At 49.1% G+C, this 20899-nt stretch carries 21 protein-coding genes, 2 tRNA genes and 1 riboswitch; of the genes, 10 read left to right on the top strand and 13 right to left on the bottom strand.

Features of this window, described 5'->3' with window-relative positions:
* Positions 1-19: 19 nt before the first annotated feature.
* Complete coding sequence (locus tag ACO0LC_RS03900) at positions 20-589, bottom strand: energy transducer TonB (protein ID WP_423000814.1); 570 nt, start codon at positions 587-589, stop codon at positions 20-22.
* Between the two features lie 146 nt (positions 590-735).
* Positions 736-835, top strand: a riboswitch (TPP riboswitch).
* A gap of 57 nt (positions 836-892) precedes the next feature.
* On the opposite strand from ACO0LC_RS03900, the gene ACO0LC_RS03895 reads away from it, so the two are divergent.
* Positions 893-3022 carry a TonB-dependent siderophore receptor gene (locus tag ACO0LC_RS03895; protein ID WP_423000812.1) on the top strand — a complete coding sequence of 710 codons (2130 nt, stop codon included), beginning with the start codon at positions 893-895 and terminating at the stop codon, positions 3020-3022.
* A 113-nt stretch (positions 3023-3135) separates the two neighbouring features.
* Here the strand turns inward: ACO0LC_RS03895 and ACO0LC_RS03890 are convergent, their stop codons facing one another.
* Together ACO0LC_RS03890 and ACO0LC_RS03885 are read right to left on the bottom strand one after the other, a co-directional pair.
* On the bottom strand, positions 3136-3999 hold the full coding sequence (locus ACO0LC_RS03890; protein WP_423000810.1) for a CPBP family intramembrane glutamic endopeptidase: 864 nt from the start codon (positions 3997-3999) through the stop codon (positions 3136-3138).
* Positions 4000-4051: 52 nt separating this feature from the next.
* Positions 4052-4603 carry a TetR/AcrR family transcriptional regulator gene (locus ACO0LC_RS03885; protein WP_423000808.1) on the bottom strand — a complete coding sequence of 184 codons (552 nt, stop codon included), beginning with the start codon at positions 4601-4603 and terminating at the stop codon, positions 4052-4054.
* A 141-nt stretch (positions 4604-4744) separates the two neighbouring features.
* Here ACO0LC_RS03885 and ACO0LC_RS03880 point away from each other — a divergent pair, with 141 nt between their 5' ends.
* Positions 4745-5341: a hypothetical protein gene (locus ACO0LC_RS03880; protein WP_423000806.1), complete on the top strand. Its 597-nt coding sequence runs from the start codon at positions 4745-4747 to the stop codon at positions 5339-5341.
* A 75-nt stretch (positions 5342-5416) separates the two neighbouring features.
* Here the strand turns inward: ACO0LC_RS03880 and ACO0LC_RS03875 are convergent, their stop codons facing one another.
* The 8 genes from ACO0LC_RS03875 to ACO0LC_RS03840 form a co-directional block, all read right to left on the bottom strand.
* Positions 5417-6874, bottom strand: coding sequence for a Ppx/GppA family phosphatase (locus ACO0LC_RS03875; RefSeq protein ID WP_423000804.1), 1458 nt, complete (start codon positions 6872-6874; stop codon positions 5417-5419).
* 152 nt (positions 6875-7026) lie between these two features.
* Positions 7027-7926: a class I SAM-dependent methyltransferase gene (locus ACO0LC_RS03870; protein WP_423000802.1), complete on the bottom strand. Its 900-nt coding sequence runs from the start codon at positions 7924-7926 to the stop codon at positions 7027-7029.
* A gap of 172 nt (positions 7927-8098) precedes the next feature.
* Positions 8099-8174: transfer RNA gene (locus ACO0LC_RS03865), tRNA-Lys, on the bottom strand.
* A gap of 66 nt (positions 8175-8240) precedes the next feature.
* Positions 8241-8316, bottom strand: a tRNA-Lys gene (locus ACO0LC_RS03860).
* 67 nt (positions 8317-8383) lie between these two features.
* Entirely contained in the window at positions 8384-9145 is a 762-nt protein-coding gene (gene ybgF, locus ACO0LC_RS03855; RefSeq protein ID WP_423000800.1) for a tol-pal system protein YbgF, read from the bottom strand.
* A gap of 96 nt (positions 9146-9241) precedes the next feature.
* Complete coding sequence (gene pal / locus ACO0LC_RS03850; RefSeq protein ID WP_423000798.1) at positions 9242-9769, bottom strand: peptidoglycan-associated lipoprotein Pal; 528 nt, start codon at positions 9767-9769, stop codon at positions 9242-9244.
* 71 nt (positions 9770-9840) lie between these two features.
* Entirely contained in the window at positions 9841-11118 is a 1278-nt protein-coding gene (gene tolB / locus ACO0LC_RS03845) for a Tol-Pal system beta propeller repeat protein TolB (RefSeq protein WP_423000796.1), read from the bottom strand.
* A gap of 15 nt (positions 11119-11133) precedes the next feature.
* Positions 11134-12153 carry an energy transducer TonB gene (locus ACO0LC_RS03840; RefSeq protein WP_423000794.1) on the bottom strand — a complete coding sequence of 340 codons (1020 nt, stop codon included), beginning with the start codon at positions 12151-12153 and terminating at the stop codon, positions 11134-11136.
* Between the two features lie 56 nt (positions 12154-12209).
* On the opposite strand from ACO0LC_RS03840, the gene ACO0LC_RS03835 reads away from it, so the two are divergent.
* The 6 genes from ACO0LC_RS03835 (at position 12210) to ACO0LC_RS03810 (ending at position 17581) form a co-directional block, all read left to right on the top strand.
* Positions 12210-13427, top strand: a complete 1218-nt coding sequence (locus tag ACO0LC_RS03835) for an efflux RND transporter periplasmic adaptor subunit (protein WP_423000792.1) — start codon at positions 12210-12212, stop codon at positions 13425-13427.
* Entirely contained in the window at positions 13424-14152 is a 729-nt protein-coding gene (locus ACO0LC_RS03830; RefSeq protein WP_423000790.1) for an ABC transporter ATP-binding protein, read from the top strand. Before ACO0LC_RS03835 ends, ACO0LC_RS03830 begins: the two co-directional genes overlap by 4 nt.
* Positions 14153-14173: 21 nt before the next feature.
* A complete protein-coding gene (locus ACO0LC_RS03825) occupies positions 14174-15331 on the top strand; it encodes an ABC transporter permease (RefSeq protein ID WP_423000788.1) in 1158 nt (385 codons plus the stop codon).
* The gene (locus ACO0LC_RS03820) at positions 15328-16497 is read left to right on the top strand and encodes an ABC transporter permease (RefSeq protein ID WP_423000786.1); all 1170 of its coding nucleotides are present in this window, start codon (positions 15328-15330) and stop codon (positions 16495-16497) included. Before ACO0LC_RS03825 ends, ACO0LC_RS03820 begins: the two co-directional genes overlap by 4 nt.
* A gap of 47 nt (positions 16498-16544) precedes the next feature.
* Positions 16545-16940 (top strand): hypothetical protein, encoded by a 396-nt coding sequence (locus tag ACO0LC_RS03815; RefSeq protein WP_423000784.1) that lies wholly within the window; start codon positions 16545-16547, stop codon positions 16938-16940.
* Between the two features lie 89 nt (positions 16941-17029).
* Positions 17030-17581: a cytochrome b gene (locus ACO0LC_RS03810; protein WP_423000782.1), complete on the top strand. Its 552-nt coding sequence runs from the start codon at positions 17030-17032 to the stop codon at positions 17579-17581.
* Positions 17582-17870: 289 nt separating this feature from the next.
* On the opposite strand, the gene ACO0LC_RS03805 is transcribed toward ACO0LC_RS03810, so the two are convergent.
* Entirely contained in the window at positions 17871-18773 is a 903-nt protein-coding gene (locus ACO0LC_RS03805; protein WP_423000780.1) for a LysR family transcriptional regulator, read from the bottom strand.
* 157 nt (positions 18774-18930) lie between these two features.
* On the opposite strand from ACO0LC_RS03805, the gene ACO0LC_RS03800 reads away from it, so the two are divergent.
* Both ACO0LC_RS03800 and ACO0LC_RS03795 read left to right on the top strand, forming a co-directional pair.
* Entirely contained in the window at positions 18931-19569 is a 639-nt protein-coding gene (locus tag ACO0LC_RS03800) for an NAD(P)-dependent oxidoreductase (protein ID WP_423000778.1), read from the top strand.
* 161 nt (positions 19570-19730) lie between these two features.
* The gene (locus ACO0LC_RS03795) at positions 19731-20294 is read left to right on the top strand and encodes a hypothetical protein (RefSeq protein ID WP_423000776.1); all 564 of its coding nucleotides are present in this window, start codon (positions 19731-19733) and stop codon (positions 20292-20294) included.
* A 92-nt stretch (positions 20295-20386) separates the two neighbouring features.
* On the opposite strand, the gene ACO0LC_RS03790 is transcribed toward ACO0LC_RS03795, so the two are convergent.
* Positions 20387-20884, bottom strand: coding sequence for a lipocalin-like domain-containing protein (locus ACO0LC_RS03790; RefSeq protein WP_423000774.1), 498 nt, complete (start codon positions 20882-20884; stop codon positions 20387-20389).
* Between the last annotated feature and the right edge of the window lie 15 nt (positions 20885-20899).

Raw genomic sequence — 20899 nt, 5'->3', positions numbered from 1 at the left:
GGTATAGCAAAGCCGTCATTTAATGACTGGTGCTTAATGTGACTCGCACTGGAAATTGCATTTTGCATGCAACACCCTTGCACAGAGCTGGTTTATAGCGCTCTTCCATCAAGGCCATTGCCGCTATCTTTGTCATACGCTCATCTGGAGATGTCAACACGCCAACGGCGTTCGGCGTTCCATCTGCATTGACCTCAACAACGACCGTTAAATCCCCTTTCAGGTGAAGTACATCCTGGGCTTTCATGATCACCCTCAGTATGTCTTTTGTCCCCTTCAATGGATAAGGTGGCTCATCAGTTGCATCCAGATGCTCATACAGTGAACGAACTATGGCCTTCTCCCCGTTGCTCAACTCGGCATAAGGCTTATTGATCGCTACGCTGACATTTGCCACTGCATTTCGCGGGATATGAGAACCAGTCTCCAAGCTCTCATGCTTGAGGGAATATTCTGCTGCCGGTGCAGCTTGTTGCGCATATGCAGATGCGCCATTGAACAGGCAAAAAACTAAAACCCAAGGGTGAAATTTAGACATAAGCATAGGAGTCCAATCAGTGAATTGAGTGATAATGCAGAAAATGATCAAGTAGATACGTGTACAATTTATTAATTATACAAGCCCTAATCATAAAAACCATGAGAAAACCTGGTTTTTTCTTCAATGAAATAAAAGCCCTCATTGCGGGCCAGCATGCCGCGCCAGCCTTGACATGCCGTTTCATGGTAAAGTGTGGCCTACGCTAGGGGTCCTGGGAATTATAATTTCCGGGTGAGAGAGTCCCTTCTACCTGATCTGGATAATGCCAGCGAAGGGAAGCGCAAAGTCCCGGTCGTTCTTGCTTCTTTGTTTGCTCCCGCGCTGTCATCCACAACGCAATAAGAGCAAACCATGTCTAATATCACCATACGTCCCAGCATCATCGCCTTTTCCATTGCCCAAGCTTGTCTCTTGCTGTCATCTGCCCATGCGCAAAGCAACACTGCCAATGACAAGGCACTGCCAGAAGTCACCATTACAGGTAGCAAAGTGACCGAATCCAAGGTCGAGCGCAGCAAGGTTACGGGTTTTATTGACACCGCACTGGTAGATGCGCCTTACTCGGTGAACACTTTCAGTGCAGCACAGATGCAGGACTTGCGGATACGCCAGACCACAGATGCCATGAAGTTTGATGCCAGTGTCAACGATGCCTACAACGCCATTGGTTATGCCGAGCAATTCTCCATACGCGGCTTTGCCCTCGACAATGCCAGCAGCTACCGCAAAGATGGTTTTGCCATACCAGGGGATGCCTCCATCCCCTTGGAAAACAAGGAACGCATAGAAATCCTCAAGGGTATCGCAGGCTTCCAGGCTGGCTTTGCCACGCCAGGCGGTATCATCAACTATGTGACCAAGCGCCCCACCAGCTACGCAGTTCGCTCTGCCACATTTGAAATCAGCGAGCGCGGCACAGTCTATGGTGCCGCCGATATCAGTGACAATTCCAGTGACAAGCAATTTGGCTTTCGCATCAATGCAGCAGGTGAACGCCTGCGTTCTTATGTCAAAGGTGCGGATGGCAATCGTCAATTCGTCTCCGCCGCTTTCGACTGGCATATCACGCCACAAGCACTGCTGCAAATCGATGCCGACTACCAGCACAAATCACAATTATCAGTACCTGGCTTTCAATTATTCAATGGCACGGATTTGCCACGTGGCGTCCCTGCTGACCTGATGCTCAATGCCCAGCCCTGGGCCAAACCCGTCGATACCCGCAACAGCAACCTGGGCCTGCGTTTTGAATATCAGATCAATGCTGACTGGCGCGCCAGTGTCGCCGCCAACAAACATGAGTTCAAGCGCGATGATTACACTGCCTTCCCTTATGGCTGTGGTGCGGCCAATCTGTATCCTGGTTATTGCGCGAATGGTGACTATGATGTGTATGACTACCAAAGCGTGAATGAATCCAAATCACTGTGGGGCACACAAGCCCTGCTGAATGGCAAATTCAACGCTGGTGGCATGCAGCATGAACTGGCTGTTGGCATCAGCCATTCCCAACGCAAGGATTATTTTGGTGACTATGTCTATGACTATGCAGGCAGCAGTAATTTGTTCCGCCCTGTCAGCGTGATGCCATCAGCAAATAAAACTGGTCCAGTCTTTCTGCGTCGTACTGATAAGGAATGGTCAGCCTTTGTGCAAGACATTATCAGCCTGCAAGATAATCTGAAACTGCATCTGGGCCTGCGTCATTTGAATATCTCACGTACTCAGTTTGATAATCCTGGCTATGACCAAAGCAAATTCCTGTCCACGGCAGCCCTGGTATTTAAACCAACCCAGCAAATTTCTGTCTACGGCAGCTTTGCCCAGGGGTTGGAACACGGCGGTATCGCTCCTTTCGGCACCAGCAATGCCAGCCAGATGCTGAACCCTGGCAAATCCACGCAAATTGAATTTGGTGTGAAAGCAGATGTGCAGCGTGACCTGAGCCTGTCTGCCGCCATCTTCCGCATCAAAAAACCGCTGGAATATACCAATAACAGCAATACCTATGTCAGCAATGGTGAAGCACTGCACACAGGACTGGAACTGTCTGCTCAAGGCAAACTCACGCCACAGTTGAACCTCGGTGCCAGCCTGACAGCCCTTGATGCCAAACAACAAAACACGGGAATCAGCAGCCTGGACGACAAGCGCGTCATGAACGTGCCGCGCTTCAAATCTACTGTCTATGCCGATTATGCGGTAGCGGAAGTCAAAGGTTTGAATGTCAACGCAAGCTGGCAATATGCCAGCAGCAAGGCATTCAGTCCGGATAATAGTGTAACTGTGCCTGGCTACCATGTCGTCAATCTGGGTGCGCGCTATGCGACGCAGATCGGTACGACAGCCACTACCCTGCGCTTTAATATCGACAATGCGCTGGACAAATTTTACTGGCGTGACGTGACGCAATCCCTGGGTGGTTATTTATTCCCGGGCGCACCGCGCACTTATAAAGTGTCGGCACAATTTGATTTCTGATAGCTTCCAGATAACTTCACCTCATAAAAAAGACAGGTTCAAACCTGTCTTTTTTTATGTTATCTGCACATCCTGAGTACAGCATGACTTATAGGTGCAGCAATACAGCGTTTTTACCAATTTTCATTTAAGAGCCCGAATCCGGCAAGAATATCCCAGCCCGCGTGCTCAATAATACCTGCACGGATATTGCCACGCCAATGAGCGAGTATACCCAGGAACAGACCGTGCAACATGATGGCGATTACTGAGCTGAGCCCCTCATAGGCATGCCCAATACCGAACAGGATAGCCTGGAGCAAAATGGCGACGCCGACATTTCCCGTCATTAAAGCAAGCTGACGCTGGAGATAACCCCGAAACACGATCTCTTCACATATACCGGCACTGATGGATAAACATATCCAGGCAGTGATTCCGAACAAGCCCGTCGGCCTGGAAGAAAGTATAGGATTACTGGATGGTGAAACATGATCAGGCAAGAGGTGATGCACACCATATGAACATGCAAAAATCAGTACAAGCGCCAGTACGGCATAGGCACAATCAGCGATTAATTTATTCGGCATAAAGGACTTGAATTCAAAAAATTCCAGCACTGAACGGCCATAGCCCTGCATGCCTTTATAAATAAAAAATGCCCAGTACCAAAGTATGGCGATCATGATCAAATTCGTCTTGAGCATTTGAGATGGATCAGGCGTCTGGCTAACAGCAGGCTTGTTTGAAACATTCAACACCCCAGCCACCAGCAAAATCATGACGATGCCAAACAAAGTCAAGGTATGCCTTGGTGAGGCCAATAATTTCTTTGGATTTTCTATCGTTCCGGTCGCACTTGCTGAGTTGTTATAGAGTTGGTTCATGCTGGGCATATCCTTATATTTGGTGGATACCATGTGTGATAAGACATCAGAAGAATTTACTGATGTGATGCAAACCGGACGAAGAAAGACAATGGGCTCCTGCCATTTCACCTCGCCACTATCTTCAGGTTTTTACTTCCACAAAACACGGGATGCATGATCCTTATGCTTTGAATTTTTCATTGCCTTGACTTAACAACCTGACGAAGAATTTCAATGCAGCGGTAGTGCGATCCAGATCGCCCGTACTCATATATTCCAGCACCAGGCCATCGATCACGGCACTACATAAGGTTGCGATGGTACGGCGCTCGGCTGATTCAGGTAAGCCATGCTCAAGTACCTCCAGCCAGCTGGAACTGGTATCGGATAAAAATTGTGCATAGACTGCGGGATTTTGCAGCGCCAGTACTTGAACCTCAAACAACAAGCGCACATAGCGAATATTGTCGTTGTCGGTAATCCAGCTCCAGAACAACTCCATGCTCGCTTCACCTTGAGTGGCATGCATCATTTTGATCACTGATTGCTGCACACGAGAGCGTGCCTCGTCCATCACCACCGTGATCAGTTTTTCCTTGGATTCGAAGTGGTAGATTAATAGCCGCGCACTGGTTCCAATTTGCTCTGCCAGTGGTCGCAATGACAGCTCAGCCAGGCCATTAGCCAAAAAATAGTCAAGCGCGTTGTCGCGCAGTTCATCTCGTCTAGTCATGAAACATATGTTACATGAAACGATCGTTACATACAATTAAATTCAATAAAGCTTTTGATTTATTTTTGACGTATTTAAGAATTGCCGTTCAGCCTTGTCAGGCATCGCCTGCTTATTACCCCAGTATTGATATTCAATACTTTGCAGGCAGCACGTGGCATCACAGGTAGACTGTGTCATCCTGAACCTGACATTCCAACAAACCCCGGAATGATGAGGAGTGAAAGCATGATGAACACGTTCAGGTATATTTTTCTTGTTACAGGCAGCCTGCTCGCTGGCTTTGCAGGCGCGGAAGAAGTGTTGAAATGTCGTGCCAGCTTCCCCGATTTTGGCAATGGCAAACATCAATTTGAAATACAAATCGACAAATTGGCTGATGGAAGACTGGCAGGGGAAATTGATGGCAAAGCAGCCAACCAAGACTTCAGGATGAAGGAATATCTTGTGTCCAGGAATCTTGATTATGCAACTGATCCCTATTCAGCTGCCTATGGCAAATTCAACGAGGCTGAAGTTGCACTTATCCATATCCACAAACTGCAAAGCGACCAGCACCTGGGGGAACGGACTATTATTTCATTTCCACTAAAAGAAGTCAGCAAGGTTGACTTCTATGACATGGCAGGAGGTAAGCCAAACAAATTTGGCGGTACGGTGTTATTTACAGCCTATGATAAATCAGGCAAACTTTTAGGACGGGTATTCCGCTCCATCATGGTGGCTGATTGCATTTAATCGCATTTAATTGATCTCTAGCCCGTGTCCAGGCAAAGCACAGGACAAGGAGCTGCATGCATGATCCAGTGGAAATTACACATTTGCCCTGACGAGAAAATCCATCCCTATCTCGCGCCAGCATTCAATTTCTTTTTGCAACCAATAAGCTACGGTGGGATGTACACTGACCCAGTCACGCTTCATTTCCAGCTCGACCCGGCCTTTCATTTTCAGGCGCACATCTTCAAAGTCAATTTCTGCTCGCGAGTGCATAAGCATGACAGCCAGGCGCAGGGCCAGTACTGCCTTGGCAAAATCCTGGTCAGCCAGGCCATCGCCCACTTTACGCAGGTTACCTTTCTGGCTGAGGATAAGCTTACTCATCACCCTTTGCTCGCGCGCAGTAAAGCCTGCCATATCGGCATTTTCTATCATGTAGGCGCCGTGCTTGTGATACCCAGTATGCGAGATAGCCATACCGACTTCATGCAAGATTGCACTCCATTGCAATAAGCGCACATAGGTATCGCCAGCAGGTTTCAATTGCAGGTACAGGGATTTCACCATATCTGCAACCCGGTTTGCCCGCGACATATCAGTACGGAATAAACTGGCAAAAGTTTGCACTGCCACTTCGCGACGGTCACGCTTGGTGGCGCGCAAATACAGGTCCCACATCACACCCATGCGCAAACCGGCTTCTATGGGTAGCAAGACACTGATATTAAATTCCATCATCAAACCTATGAGTATGGCCAGCCCACCGACTACCATGGCGACACGCTCAGGCTTGATGCCACTTAACTCCAGTTGATTTATTTGCCCGCATTGCACACAATATTGTTTGAGTGCATTCAGACTCTTCAGGGTCAAACTGCCGTCACCGAGTCCACCTTTACTAATGGCATCGGAAATCGCCCGCATCGTGCCTGAAGAACCATAGGCCTTGCGCCAGTGCTGGGGTTGATAAGGTGGAGCTGCATCTTCAAACATGGAACGGGCTGACAGGATGGCAGCCTCAAATGCAGCATCCGTCAAACGCCCGTCAGGAAAAAAGCTGGCACTGTGCTTGACCGTGCCTATGCTAAAAGATTCCACTTTAACGATTGCATGGCCGTGACCAAGTATCACCTCGGTAGAGCCGCCACCAATATCCAGCACCAGACGACGCTCCTCTGGTATAGCCACGGCATTTGACACGCCCATGTAGATCAGACGCCCCTCTTCTTCGCCGGAGATTACTTCTATGGGACAACCTATGGCCGCCTCGGCCAGCGGCAATAATTGCGCAGCATTTTTGGCGATGCGTATGGTATTGGTCGCGACTACGCGCAGGCTTTCTATCGGGTAGGCATTCAGGATTTCACGAAACCGCGCCAGGCAGTTGATCGCTTTTTCCATGGCCTCTGGTGTCAGGTTGCCATTTTTATCGAGGCCCGCTGCAAGGCGTATGGGGTCGCGTGCGCTTTTGATGACTTTGATGACATCGCCTTCATGCCGGGCAATGTGCATGCGAAAACTGTTGGAACCCAGGTCAACGGCGGCCAGCATGTTTTCTATCCTTTACTGTGTATGGGTATGGCGATCAACAAACGTGCAGAAAAAGCAGGTAAATACAGAATAAGCATAAATGATATTAATCATTCTTTATGACCATACAGTGACCTTGACAAGTCACGGTGGTCTGCACACCACAAAATGGCTCAAGACTGTACAAAAAATCTTCTCTGCATGGCTTCCAGCCCTGTCGTTTTCAAGACTTCGGCCAGGCGCTCTGCCGGTCTTTTGGCGGGCAAGCCCTTGTATTCGGCCACGATCAATTCGTTTTTCATGGAATGCTCCCATCCTACCAGTTCTGTGACCCTGACCTGATAACCGTGCGCTTCCAGTTGCAAACAACGCAGTACATTGGTGATCTGGCTACCGAATTCACGTGTATGGATGGGATGACGCCACATTTCTGACAAAGGGTTATCCTTGACCGCATCGCCCTTGGTCTTGCGCAGTTCTGCCGCCACTTCCGCCTGGCAGCAAGGTACCAGCACCATGAACTGGGCTTTTTTCTTGAGGGCGAACTGGATTGCATCATCAGTAGCAGTATCACAGGCATGCAAGGCAGTGACGATATCGATTGTTTCTGGCAAGGCCGATGAAGTAATGGAATCGGCAACAGACAAGTTCAAAAAAGACATGCCAGGAAAATCCAGTCGCTGCGCCAGTTCGGTGGAGCGCTGCACCAGTTCGTCACGCGTCTCTATGCCATAAATCCTGGCCTTGCTTTGCGCCTGTTCTGACTTGAAGAACAAGTCATACAAGATAAAACCCAGATAAGACTTACCTGCACCATGATCCACCAGGCTGATATTCGCATGATCTTGCTGTAATTTCAGCAATAGCGGCTCTATGAATTGATACAGATGATAAACCTGCTTGAGCTTGCGGCGGCTATCCTGGTTCATCTTGCCGTCGCGCGTCAGTATATGCAGCTCCTTGAGCAGTTCCACTGACTGTCCTGGACGTATCTCATGCTTCTCTTGCGTCTCTTGTGTCTCTTGTGTCTTTTGTATGGCCTGCTTATTGACCTTGCCAGCTTTCTTTTTCATGGTATGACGCTCACAGAGAGTATGGGGACACGATAGTCCTGCAACCGATATTAAGACAAACGACTGGAGAGACGCCAGCTCTTTATGCTGGCGCTTCAGCACATCAGAGTATGCCATCAGCCAAAGTGAAAAACAAAAAAGGACTCAGGCATGACACCTGAGTCCTTTGTTTTGGTAGGCCGTGCGGGATTCGAACCTGCGACCAACGGATTAAAAGTCCGCTGCTCTACCAGCTGAGCTAACGACCCAAAACTGCTACAAACTGCTATAAAAATTTAAAGACTTAGTAAAGCGACCTAAGTCTTTGGTATTCGTGGTAGGCCGTGCGGGATTCGAACCTGCGACCAACGGATTAAAAGTCCGCTGCTCTACCAGCTGAGCTAACGACCCGAAGACCAAGATTATAGGTGGTTTCGGGGTCGCTGTCAACGTCACTACCAGATTAAGGGATATGACCCTATTTCAAGGCTGCCAGGCGGTTCTTGGCTGCCTGGGCTGCTTCGGTATCAGGATACTTTGCAATCACGCTTTCCAGCACCTTTTTGGCGGCAGGCTTTTCTTTCAACTCTATATGGCAGGAAGCGATATTCAACAGGGCATCAGGTGCCTTGGGATGATCGGGGTAGTTCTTCACAACCTGCTGCATGTTCAAAATGGTATTGCGGAAATCACGCTGAGCAAAGTAAGCAAAACCCAACCAGTATTGCGCCGACCCGGCAAATGCTGATTGCGGATAATTCATCAGAAAGCTGGAGAAAGCTGGCGTTGCCGCCTTGTAGTCACCTGCCTTGAATAAGGCCATGGCGGCATCATAAGTGCGCTGCTCACTGACATCCACAGTAGCTTCCTGCCCATCCACAGTCATGCGCTTGGGCTCCATCTTGCGAATGCGATTGTCGAGGTCCACATAAAAATCCTGCTGGCGTTTTTGCGCATTGGCGAGGTCGTTGGTCATTACCTCGATCTGGCCACGCAGTTTGGCGATTTCAGCGTGCAATGCTTCATTCTCATTTGCCAGCGACAAAGCGGTACTTTTATCTGCCTTGGTTTCCAGCCTGGAGTCCAGCTTGGCATTCACAGCATCCACTTTTGCTCGCAAATCCAGAATGGCTTTGCGAGCCTCATCATCATCAAAAATGCCGGCAGATGCCACCGAGGGCAGAAATGCGCAGGACAGTGCTGCTGCGAGGAAGGTAGTGCGTAGGGAATTGAGTTTCATGGCAATCTGAAAAAATGGATACGCACTGCATCTTCAACATCAAAGATGCAGCGCCAAATGCAAAGAAAGCCTCAAATGAGGCTTTCAGACACGAGATTACTTGTACAGAATGTCGGAACGACGATTTTCTGCCCAGGAAGCTTCGTCGCTACCGGTTGCCTTTGGTTTTTCCTTGCCCAAAGAAACGGCTTCAATTTGTGCTTCAGATACGCCCAGCAAACTCAGGGATTTACGTACGGCTTCTGCACGTTTTTGGCCCAATGCCAGATTGTATTCACGGCCACCGCGTTCATCAGTATTACCTTGAATCAGGATGTTGCGGTTTTTGTTCGCCACCAGGAATTTGGCATGCGCATCAACCACAGGCTTGAATTCTTCTTTCACAGCATAGCTGTCATAATCAAAATACACGCTACGCTTAGCCAGTGCACCTTGCGTCAATGGGTCAACGTTTGCAGTGACTTGCTTGACTGCATTGGTGTCAGTTTGCGTATTGTTTGTTGTTGAAACTGGCTTGTCTTCAACTTTCTTTTCTTCCAGAGGAACTTTGGAAGCACAGGCAGTCATCAGGACTACGCTGGAAATCAAGATTGCCAGGGTTTTGGATTGGGATGTAAAGCGCATTTTCTCTCCTGAGTAATTAAATAATTAAGTAAATAATTGAGCAAATAACTAAGCAAATAATGAAGTACTGCTTATTTCATAAAAGGACCCCAGGTGGGCTCCCGAATATCTCCGGCCTGGACCGTCAATTTCTGCTTCACCTTGCCATCTATGGACACCACGGCGAGCGAGCCACGGCGGCCAGACTCGGTTGCATACATAATGTAACGTCCATTGGGTGAAAAACTCGGTGACTCGTCCTTGGTAGTATCAGACAATCTTAATTCCTGGCCGCTGGCCAAATCCAGCGCATATAACTGGAACTTGCCTTCACGACGTGAAATATAAGCCAAAGTCTTACCATCGGGGGATATTCTTGGGGTGATGTTATAGCTGCCGCTAAAAGTCACGCGCTTGGGCTCACCACCATCAACACTGATTTTATAAATTTGCGGGCCGCCACTGCGATCACTGAGGAAGTAAATTGACTGACCATCAGCCGCGAATTGTGGCTCGGTATCAATAGAGGAACTGGAAGTCACTTTTTGCAAATTACCGCCATTGGCACTGACAGTAAAAATCTGGGTCTGGCCATCGCGCGACAAAGCCACTGCAAGCTTACTACCATCCGGCGACCATGCAGGCGCCGAATTATTACCCTTGAAATTGGCAACCTCTGTTCTATCACCAGTGACCAGGTTTTGCACCAGAATCACAGGTTTGCGCTTTTCAAAGGACACATAGGCAACCTTGGTACCATCTGGTGACCAGGCTGGAGAAATGATAGGTTCTGCCGAACGCAGGGCAACTTTGATGCCTTCACCATCAGCATCAGCCACTTCTAGTCTGTATTCGGAACCAGCCTTGGTCACATAGGCGATGCGGGTAGAAAATATACCGCGTACACCCGTCAGTTTTTCATAGATATCGTCAGCAATTTTATGGGCTGTCAGGCGTATATTGGCAGGAGGTGCAGATACTGCAAAGCCAGACAAGGTACTGGACTTCACGGTATCGAGCAGTTTATAGCGCACATCGAAGCGGCCATCAGCCAGGCTTTGCACACTGCCCACTACCAGTGCATCTGCGCCTTTGGATTTCCAGTCGCCGAAATTAACGACAGCGTTTTCATTCAGGACGACATTGGCATCAATAATCTTGAAATAACCACTGCGCGTCAGATCATCCTTGATGATACTGGTGACTTGTTGAGGTGTCAGTGCTTCGTCAGTGAAAGCGGCGATGGCAATGGGGATCTGGTTGGAGCCTACACCAGAAACCTCTACCCTGATTTGGGCATTCGCCGCTGCAAAACCAGATAAATTAGCTACCGCAGCAATAACTGCAGTAACAGCAATTTTTTTCAACATGGACATCATTGGAGTTTATTCTTCCTTCATACGATAAACCAGCGTCAGGCTGGTAGGTACTTGACCAGTCTTGTCACGCGGAAAAGGTGCAGACTTTTCTATGCCTGCAGCCACGGCGTCGTCAAAACTGGCAATCCCCGAGGATTTAACTTTGCGTATTGCACCACGGAGTGATCCATCTGGCAATAGGTTAATGCTGTATTCCACTGTAGGATTACCGGCCGTGCTATCAATTCCGCCAAAAACTGTATTGGATCTGACCTTGGCAGCAATTTTTGCGATATAGCTAGGGTCACCCCGGTTATTCCCGGTTGATTTCTCACTGACACCAGCCCCCCCACTACCTACCTTGGCAGCCTGATTGGCAACACGCGTCAATTCTTCTTTGTATAAGTCGTCGGATTTTTTCTTATCCTTGGCCAGCAATTTCTTCTTCTCGGCAGCATCTAGTGCAAGCTTTTCTTCCTTGCGTTTTTGCTCGGCAAGTTTTTCCTGTTGTTCCTCTTTGCGTTTTTTCTCTGCTAATTCGCGCTGATGCTCTTCTTCTTTTTTCTTTTCGAGCAATTTACGTTTTTTTTCCTGTGCCAAGGCGATTTCCGGGTCTTCCTGCCGCACTTCTTCCTTGACGGGGACAGGTTCTTTCGGTTTTTCTTCTACGACTGGTTCAGGTACCGGGACAGGTTTAGGTGCAGCTTCGCGCGTCGTCATATCCCACAGCTCGGCTTCGGTTTCGTTACTAGCCTTATTTTGCCAACTCACGCCCACCCACAAAAAACTTAACAAAACAATATGAACAAGGGCAGCCAGTACGATGGCTCGCAGCCGCCCTGTCTGATGCTGATGAAAATCCGGATGTGCTTGATTGGAAACCTGATTCATAGTCCTTAAGACTTTATTGGCATGACTTGGTTCCGGAATTGTTGACCACGTCAGTGACAAAAAATGCGCATTAATGTTGTAACAGCTGAAATTATAAACCGCAATCGGCTTTTTACCCCAGAGTTCGTCTCTATCTCTTATCTTAGCGCATAACAAAAAGCTATTCCGTGTAAAATTTGTAAGCAATTTGCGCCCACATAAAAGAAGACGATATGAATACACCTTCATCCAGCCCTTCCGCATTGAAGCAATTGAAAATCGAACGTGGCAGCGTCAATCCCGTTAGAAAAATACGCTGGGGTCGCTGGCTAGCTGCTTCTATCATCCTGGCCGGATTAATTGGCTTTGCCCTGAAACCAGGCAAAACTGAAGTACAGATCACCTCGGTGATCACCACCTACCCTTCCCAGCAATATGCACAACTCACTGCCTCTGGCTATGTGGTTGCACAAAGAAGGGCCGCTGTCGCCAGCAAGGCGACGGGTCGCCTGATACAACTAAACGTGCGCGAAGGTAGCCAGGTGAAACAGGGAGATCTGCTGGCCAAACTGGATGCCAGCGACATACTTGCAGCCAAAGCCCAGGCGCAGGCGGGCATCCGCCAGGCCGAGGCTGGAGTTGCCCAGGCAAATGTAGAATTACTCAATGCCGAGTCCGAGCTGAAACGCAGCCAGGGACTGCGTGCTCAGGGCTTCCTGTCACCACAAGCGCTGGACACCGCAAGCAATCGGGTGAATATGGCAAGAGCCGCTATTAAATCAGCACAAGCTGCTGTTGGGGTCGCTCAGGCACAATATAAGGTACAGCAGGTCAGCCAGGACTTCACTGAAATCCGCGCCCCTTTCGATGGTGTGGTATTGGTCAAGAATGCCAATGTTGGCGACATCATTACTCCATTTTCGAATGCTGCAGGGAGCCAGGGAGCGGTCGTCACGATGGCAGACATGACGACGCTGGAGGTGGAGGCGGATGTATCCGAAAGCAATCTGGCCAAGGCAAAGATAGGCTCACCTGTTGAAATAACCCTGGACGCCCTGCCAGATAGCCGCTTCAAAGGCAGTATCGTTGGCATTGTTCCCACAGTAGACAGGGCCAAAGCCACAGTCATGACCAAGATACGGTTTGAAAAACTTGATCCGCGCATCTTACCGGAGATGAGTGCCAAGGTCACCATCTTGTCGCAAGCCATTACTGATGCCGATCAGCTATCCCTGCTGGCTATTAACCCCAAGGCAGTCGTGGAGCATGAGGGTAAAAAACAGGTTTATCGCCTGAAAGACGAGAGCGTGGAATTGATTCCTGTCACCCTGGGCCGGAAAATAAGTGACAACATTGAAGTCAACGGTGCCTTGAAATCAGGCGACAAGCTGGTCTTGTCTCCGCCGGACAAACTAAAACCTGGCGTACACGTCATGGTGGCAACAAAATGACAAGTGACCCACATGAAGTCCTGATACGCATAACGCAGCTCAGTAAATCCTACGAGCGCGGCGGTCAGCATATACCGGTTCTCGAAGGCGTTGATCTGGATGTGCATGCTGGAGAATTTGTTGCCCTGATGGGCCCCAGCGGTTCAGGCAAGAGCACCCTGCTGAACCTGATCGCAGGAATCGACAAGCCCACCAGTGGCTGCATAGAGATAGGCGGTATCAATATTGCCAATCTGAGCGAATCAGCGCTGGCAGACTGGCGTGCCGCCAATGTCGGATTTATTTTTCAGTTCTACAATCTCATGCCAGTACTGACTGCCTATGAAAACGTAGAACTGCCGCTATTGCTGACGCGACTGACACGAAGTGAGCGCAAAACCCATGTTGAAGCCGCACTAGGCATGGTCGGTCTGAGCGACAGGATGGATCATTATCCAAATGAGCTATCGGGAGGACAGCAGCAGCGTGTTGCCATTGCCCGTGCTTTGGTGACCGACCCTACGCTGATCGTTGCCGATGAGCCTACGGGGGATCTTGATAGGGTAACGGCCAGTGAAGTACTTGATTTACTTGAGGAGTTACATAGTGAGTTAGGAAAAACTATCGTCATGGTGACCCATGATCCCAAGGCCGCCGCACGGGCAAAGCGCCTGGTGCATCTGGAAAAAGGGGTACTGGTGCCGGATGAAGCCATGGACACTAGCAGCAATGTAGCGGCACATTAAAAATATTCACGCACAACCATCATGTTCATCCTGCGCCTCTTGCTGAAAAATGCCTTTCGTCACAAATTGCGTACCTTGCTGACCATGGTCGGCCTGGTTGTAGCGATTTGCGCTTTTGGCTTGCTACGCACCATCATCGATGCCTGGTATGCTGGCGTCGAAGGCACTTCCAGCACGCGGCTCATCACGCGCAATGCCATATCACTTACCTTCCCCTTGCCTCTGAACTATGCCGACAGGTTGAAAACAGTGGAAGGCGTGACTGGCATCAGCTGGTCGAACTGGTTTGGCGGCATCTACATTACCGAAAGAAATTTCTTTCCTCAATTTGCAGTAGAGCCAGCCAGTTATCTGGCGCTCTACCCTGAATATGTTTTAAAGGATGAAGAAAAGAAAGCTTTCTTGCTCGACCGACAAGGGGCTATCGTCGGGCGCAAGCTGGCAAATCAGTATGGCTGGAAGCTGGGCGACCAGATACCGATACGCGGCACCATCTTCCCAGGCACCTGGAATTTCACCTTGCGCGGCATCTGGGATGGTATAGATGCCAAGACAGATGAATCACAAATGCTGTTTCACTGGCAATTTTTGGCTGAGTCGGTACGCAAACGTGCAGCCAGGAGTGCTGACTATGTCGGTGTATACGTGGTGCGCATCAATGAACCAAACAACGCACCGATTATTTCCGAACGTATAGATGCCCAGTTCAAGAACTCATTAGCCGAAACCCTGACAGAAACCGAGAAGGCATTTCAACTTGGTTTTGTTTCCATGAGCGAGGCTATCCTGGTGGCGGTAAATGCTGTCAGTTTCGTGATTATTGTTATCATCATGGCTGTCATGGCCAATACCATGACCATGACCGCACGCGAACGTCTGGCAGAATACGCAACACTCAAGGCCTTGGGATTTTCACCTGGCTTTGTGGTTAAACTCTTGTTTGGCGAAAGCCTGGTGATAGCCTTGCTAGGCGGTGGTATGGGCCTCTTGCTGACCATCCCTATCGCCAATGCTTTTGCCAAGGCTGTCGGAACATTGTTTCCTGTCTTCATGGTGTCAGATCTGACCATGCTGCTGCAATTATTGGCTAGTGTCATCGTCGGTGTGGTTGCTGCAACCTGGCCTGCATGGAAAATGAGTCGCATTGATATCGTCAACGGACTGAGGCATGTCGCATGAAGGCAATACCGCTTTCTTATATCGCCCGCAACCTCTGGGTAAGACGCGTTACGACACTACTGACTGCTGGCGGCATGGCTCTGGTCGTGTTTGTTTTCACTACCGTGTTGATGATGAGTGAAGGCATACGGGCCACCCTGGTCGCCACAGGTCAACCAGACAATGTGCTGGTCTTGCGCAAGGGGGCTGGTGCAGAAATCAACAGCGGTATTTCGCGCGAGCAGGCTGCGATTGTGGAAAGCCTGCCCGGCATTGCCACCAATGGCAAAGGTGAGCAGCTGGTCAGCAAGGAGCCTGTGGTATTGAATAACCTGCCCAAGCGTAGCAATGGCAAACCCAGCAATGTCACTGTGCGCGGCACCTCGGTACTGGGTCTGGAGTTGCGGCCGCAGGTCAAGCTGGTGCAGGGTCGTATGTTCCGGCCCGGCACATCTGAAATCATTACAGGCAAATCCATTGCCAGCGGCTTTCGTGGCACGGATCTGGGTGAAACCCTGCACTTTGCACAGCGTGACTGGGTCGTCGTCGGTGTTTTTGATTCGGGCAAAACTGGATTTGACAGTGAAATCTGGGGGGATGCGGAACAAATGATGGCAGCCTTCCGTCGCAATGCTTATTCAACAATGGTATTTCGTCTGGCAGATAAAACAGCCTTTGAGAAAACAAAAGCGGCGATTGAAGCTGATCCGCGCCTGCAAATTGAAGCCAAACCAGAAATTCAATTTTATGCAGAACAAAGTGAAGCACTAGCAACCTTTATACGCATACTTGGTCTCAGCCTGTCGATTATTTTCTCCATAGGTGCCATTGTCGGTGCCATGATCACCATGTTTGCCACCGTAGCACAGCGGGTAGGAGAAATTGGCACCTTGCGCGCACTGGGCTTCCGACGCAGTGCGGTGCTGATCGCTTTCTTGCTGGAATCTCTTTTGCTATCTTTGGTTGGAGGTTGCATAGGCTTGTTTGCTGCATCCTGGATGCAGACTGTGGACATATCAACAACCAACTTCCAGACTTTCAGTGAATTGGCGTTTCAATTCAAACTGACGCCCGGTATCGCCATGCAAACTATCGTATTTTCTTTATTCATGGGCTTCATAGGTGGCTTTATTCCATCCTGGCAAGCGGCTAGAATGAAGATAGTCGATTGTTTGCGTGCCAGTTAGCACAGTTTCATTTTTCTTTTACCCATGTCAAAGAACAAAGGAAAATCATGTCTCACTTAACTACCCCCGGCGCAGTCATCTACGCCAAAGATTTGAGCAAAGTCAGTTGTTTTTATGAGCAACTCCTGCAATCCATAGCAACACATGCAGAAGACGAGTATACCGTCCTGGAATTACCGCATTTCCAATTAGTTATCCATGCAATACCAGACCGCATTGCCAATACTTTCCAGATTAGCTCCCCCCCGAAAAGACGGGGGGAAGCCGCCACCAAATTAATGCTCCCGGTTGCCAGCATCAGCAAAGCCAGGGAAGTTGCTGCCAATTTGGGAGGGCAAATCGATGCAGTCGATCGTGAATGGGAATTCCAACATTGCCGCATCTGCGATGGTCACGATCCTGAAGGTAATGTTATTCAAGTCAGGGAATTGATATCCAGGTAAATGAAAAAATATTTAGCTGCCCTGAATTGATCTTGAAACTTCTGTGCCCCTATTCTGTCTATCCTCTTTTAAACTGACGAGTAAACGAGATGATGGATACAGCAAACCGGCTCAGCAAACTCACTATTTCTTTGCACTGGATCGTCGCCATCCTCATCGTGGTTTTATGCGCTGTGGGCTTGTACATGACCAGGGCTGAGGCTTGGTCGCTTTATCCCATACACAAATCCCTGGGCGTGCTGGTCTTGATTATTGCCATTGTGCGCATCATCTGGCGCATAATCAATGGCTGGCCTGTAGCGGCGGCAAACTATACAAGCTTGGAACAAGTAACGGCGAAGATCATTAAATGGGCCTTGATCCTGGGCACAATAGCCCTGCCCCTGAGTGGCATGCTGTTTTCCGCTGCCAGTGGTCATGGCTTTGGCCTGTTTGGCCTGGTCCTGGTACCTGCCCAACATATACCCGGCAATCCGGCAGAAGTTTTGGCGTATAGCGAATTTTGGGCAAACACTGGCGAAACCATGCATCACGTCAGCGCCTATGTCCTGATTGCTGCCATTCTCTTGCATATGGCAGGCGCATTCAAGCATCACTTCATCGACAAGGATGCAACACTGAAGCGCATGCTGGGTAAATAAGGCACTTCATTTTTTTACAGCATATATGTTCCGCAAATCCTGGATAAGCGGCTCTTGTTTGCCTTTGTCTTGCCCGCCACCATCTCGCAAACCAGCCCCCCGCCTTGGATGCCTGGTTGACAAATAATGCCAGTGATGACTATGCAGGCTGAGCTGACATCTTACTTGCAGCAAGGCTGTATTGAACTACCAGGCGCTGGGGCAATATGGTATGTACTTATCAATAGCACGTTTTATCTAAACTAGGTCACCTGTAGCAAACCATGAGACTGGCAATGGATGCAGCCCTCTACTTTTCGATAAACGACTTATAAAAATCAATAAAAGCCCTGACCTTGGCTGGAATATGTCTGCCTGGAGGTAATACGGCATACACCCCACCTCTGGGCAATTCATAGCCAGGCAAGAGGCGCTGCAGCTTGCCCGCCTTGATTGCCGCCGTGGAGCTCAACTCCTCCATGGCAGAGATGCCCGCACCACTTTGCAAAAGTGCCAGCAAGGCAGTCGGGGAATCTACCTGCATGCGTGACTTCATATGCAAGCTGTGCACGTTACCGTTAGCATCGCTGATTTTCCAGGTCAAAGGGGTCGGCAACAGGGACAATGCTATCCATCGATGCTCACGCAGATCTTCAGGAATTTTGGGTGTGCCATGTTTCTTCAAGTAGCAGGGCGCAGCCACGATATATTGTTGAAACTCGCCCAGTTTGATGGCTCTTTGTGAAGAGTCACGCAACCAGCCCATGCGAAAAGATAAATCTATGCCATCAGCAACAAGGTCTGATATGCGGTCACCAGTACGCATATCTATGCTCAATTGTGGATGAAGTCGAGAAAATTCAGCGACTGCTGGCGCAATAGCCAGGGTAGCATGACTGACACTGGCAGATAAACGAAGTAAACCAGTCAATTCCCCCTGCTGACTACCCACTTGCGTTAATGCATCGCGCAGGCCAGAGAGCAGGGGCTGACACTGCTCATGCAAATGTCGCCCTGCATCTGTCAAGGCCATCTGACGCGTGGTGCGCGTAAATAAGCTTAAGCCTAACTGGCGTTCCAGCCTGTTGATTTGCACACTGATCTTGGCCTTTGCCACATCCAGTCTGTCGGCTGCCGCGGTAAAACTACCCGCCTCAACAACAGCAGCAAATATCGTCAGGCTATTCAGATCAATCTGGTCCAGCGTTGCCACCTACATCCTCCACTTGTGCTCTTCATTCCAATCATTTTACCTTGGCAATGATGATTGATAAGAATTTTCTAACAATGAATTAATAATTATGACGTTTATCTATGCAATCAAAAATGTCAAACTGCATCCCATCAACTCATCGTTTAAGGAAAAACAAATGAATATTGCCCTCATAGGTGCCAGTGGCTTCATAGGATCCGCCATTTTGAAAGAAGCTTTATCGCGTCAGCACAAGCTTAGCGCTTTTGTCGCACATCCAGAGAAATTGGCAGCGACTGACAATCTGCAAGTATTTGCCACCGATGTACAGGATCTGGATACACTGGGCAAACAGTTGACTGGCTTTGATGCCATCATCAGCGCCTTCAGCGGCCATGCCAACGGTGATACCCTGGCTTATTATGTCAGCGGCATCAAGAACATCATTGCAGCAGCCAAACACGTACACACGCCACACCTGCTGGTCGTTGGCGGTGCAGGCTCGCTGGAAGTTGCACCTGGTGTACAAGTACTCGATACGCCGGATTTCCCTGAAGCGTATAGAGCATCTGCAGAAGGTGCCCGTACTGCTCTGCAACTTTTGCGCCAGGAAGGGACGCTCAACTGGACCATGCTCAGCCCTTCCGCCATGATTGCACCAGGACAACGCACTGCGAAATTTCGCCTCGGCAAAGACAATTTATTGGTCGCTGCAGATGGCAAAAGCCATATTTCGGTAGAAGACTATGCCGTCGCCATGCTCGATGAGCTGGAAAAACCTGCGCATCAGGGACAACGATTCACGGTCGGATATTGATGCAATGAGTGATGCGTTGAGCCAGAAAATTCCAAGGCATACTTAGGTATGGTGGTTGATACGGACAGGATTTAGTGTGATATCTTTCGATCTCACCCTAATCTGGCTTCCCGGTTGATTAACCGTTGTAGCCTCCACCTAATCACTTTGGAAAAGTTCTTATGAGCGCACTGGTAATCAAGGAATGGAAAGTTGGCACTAAGGCCATCGATGATAAAAACAATTTCATCAGCATCACAGGCCGCCAAAGCGGACTCATTGCCTGGATTTTGTCTTTGATGGGTGTAGATCCAACTACCAGAATTTTGGTTGGCTTGGACAGAGTGGAATTCACCTCCAACTCCCTGGCTGGAACAGAATCACGTATGTTACCGCTGCAAGGTATTTGTTCCACTTATTACGGCTATCACAAACCTTGGAAGAAGGCACTGAGCTTCTTTGCAATAGCTTTCTTTATTGCGTCTAGCTTGATGAAGGAGCAATTGTTTACTCCCGCAGTTGTAGTATTTTTAGCTGGGGCGCTTATAGGTCTGGTGTACTATTTTTTAAACCGCGAACTGACCATGGGTTTTGTTGAAAATAGTGGATTTATTAATGGTATACGATTCAAGCGCTCTGTCATTGAAAATATTGATGTCAATGAAGAACAAGCAAAGTCGGCCTGTGTCATCATACAAAAATTGATAGAAGCCAAGGACAAACGAACTACGACCAGCAGTAGCTAAATCACGGACCCACCTATTTCAAGAACCAGAATTGCAGGCGGGCTTGTCTACATTGACGTAGACAAGCCCGTTTATTTTCAACACCCTCAGCTTCAGCTAAGACGCTTCAAACGCCTTAAATATTGCCCAGGTGTCCCTACATTCAGATAATCCTTGCCATCAAACACAAAGCTGCGTTTTTGCACCGTCCCGGTATAAGCGCGCATGACATCGGCAAATACATTCATGACTATCGTGCCGCCCAGATGCGGGTGATTGGTATCCATCTCTACCGTATAGGTGCCAAAATAAGCATACGGGCTGGCAGTGGCAAAGCTATCCATCAGCAGGGAATGCGGCACTTCCCAGGGCTTTTGCGGTGTCAGCCACGACGATTGTGGTTGACCGCTAAACGGGTCTGCTGGTATCGCCAGCGGCGGATTTTGCGAAATCATCAGGCTGAAATTGCCGCTCTTGTCATACACCCAGTAACCTGCAGATGGGTTACCCCAGGGATAGGTTTTTTTGGTCGGGTCGCTGGGGTCATCACCTATATCCCAGGCTTCGACCATTTCCCAGCTACCGATGAGGGTTTGTGCATTGAGGCTCATGTGCGTTTCCTTTTG

This window comes from Undibacterium sp. JH2W, assembly GCF_049340425.1.
Taxonomy (GTDB): domain Bacteria; phylum Pseudomonadota; class Gammaproteobacteria; order Burkholderiales; family Burkholderiaceae_D; genus Undibacterium.
Note: the sequence above shows the minus strand (reverse complement) of the source record. Positions and strands in the feature narration are given on the sequence as shown.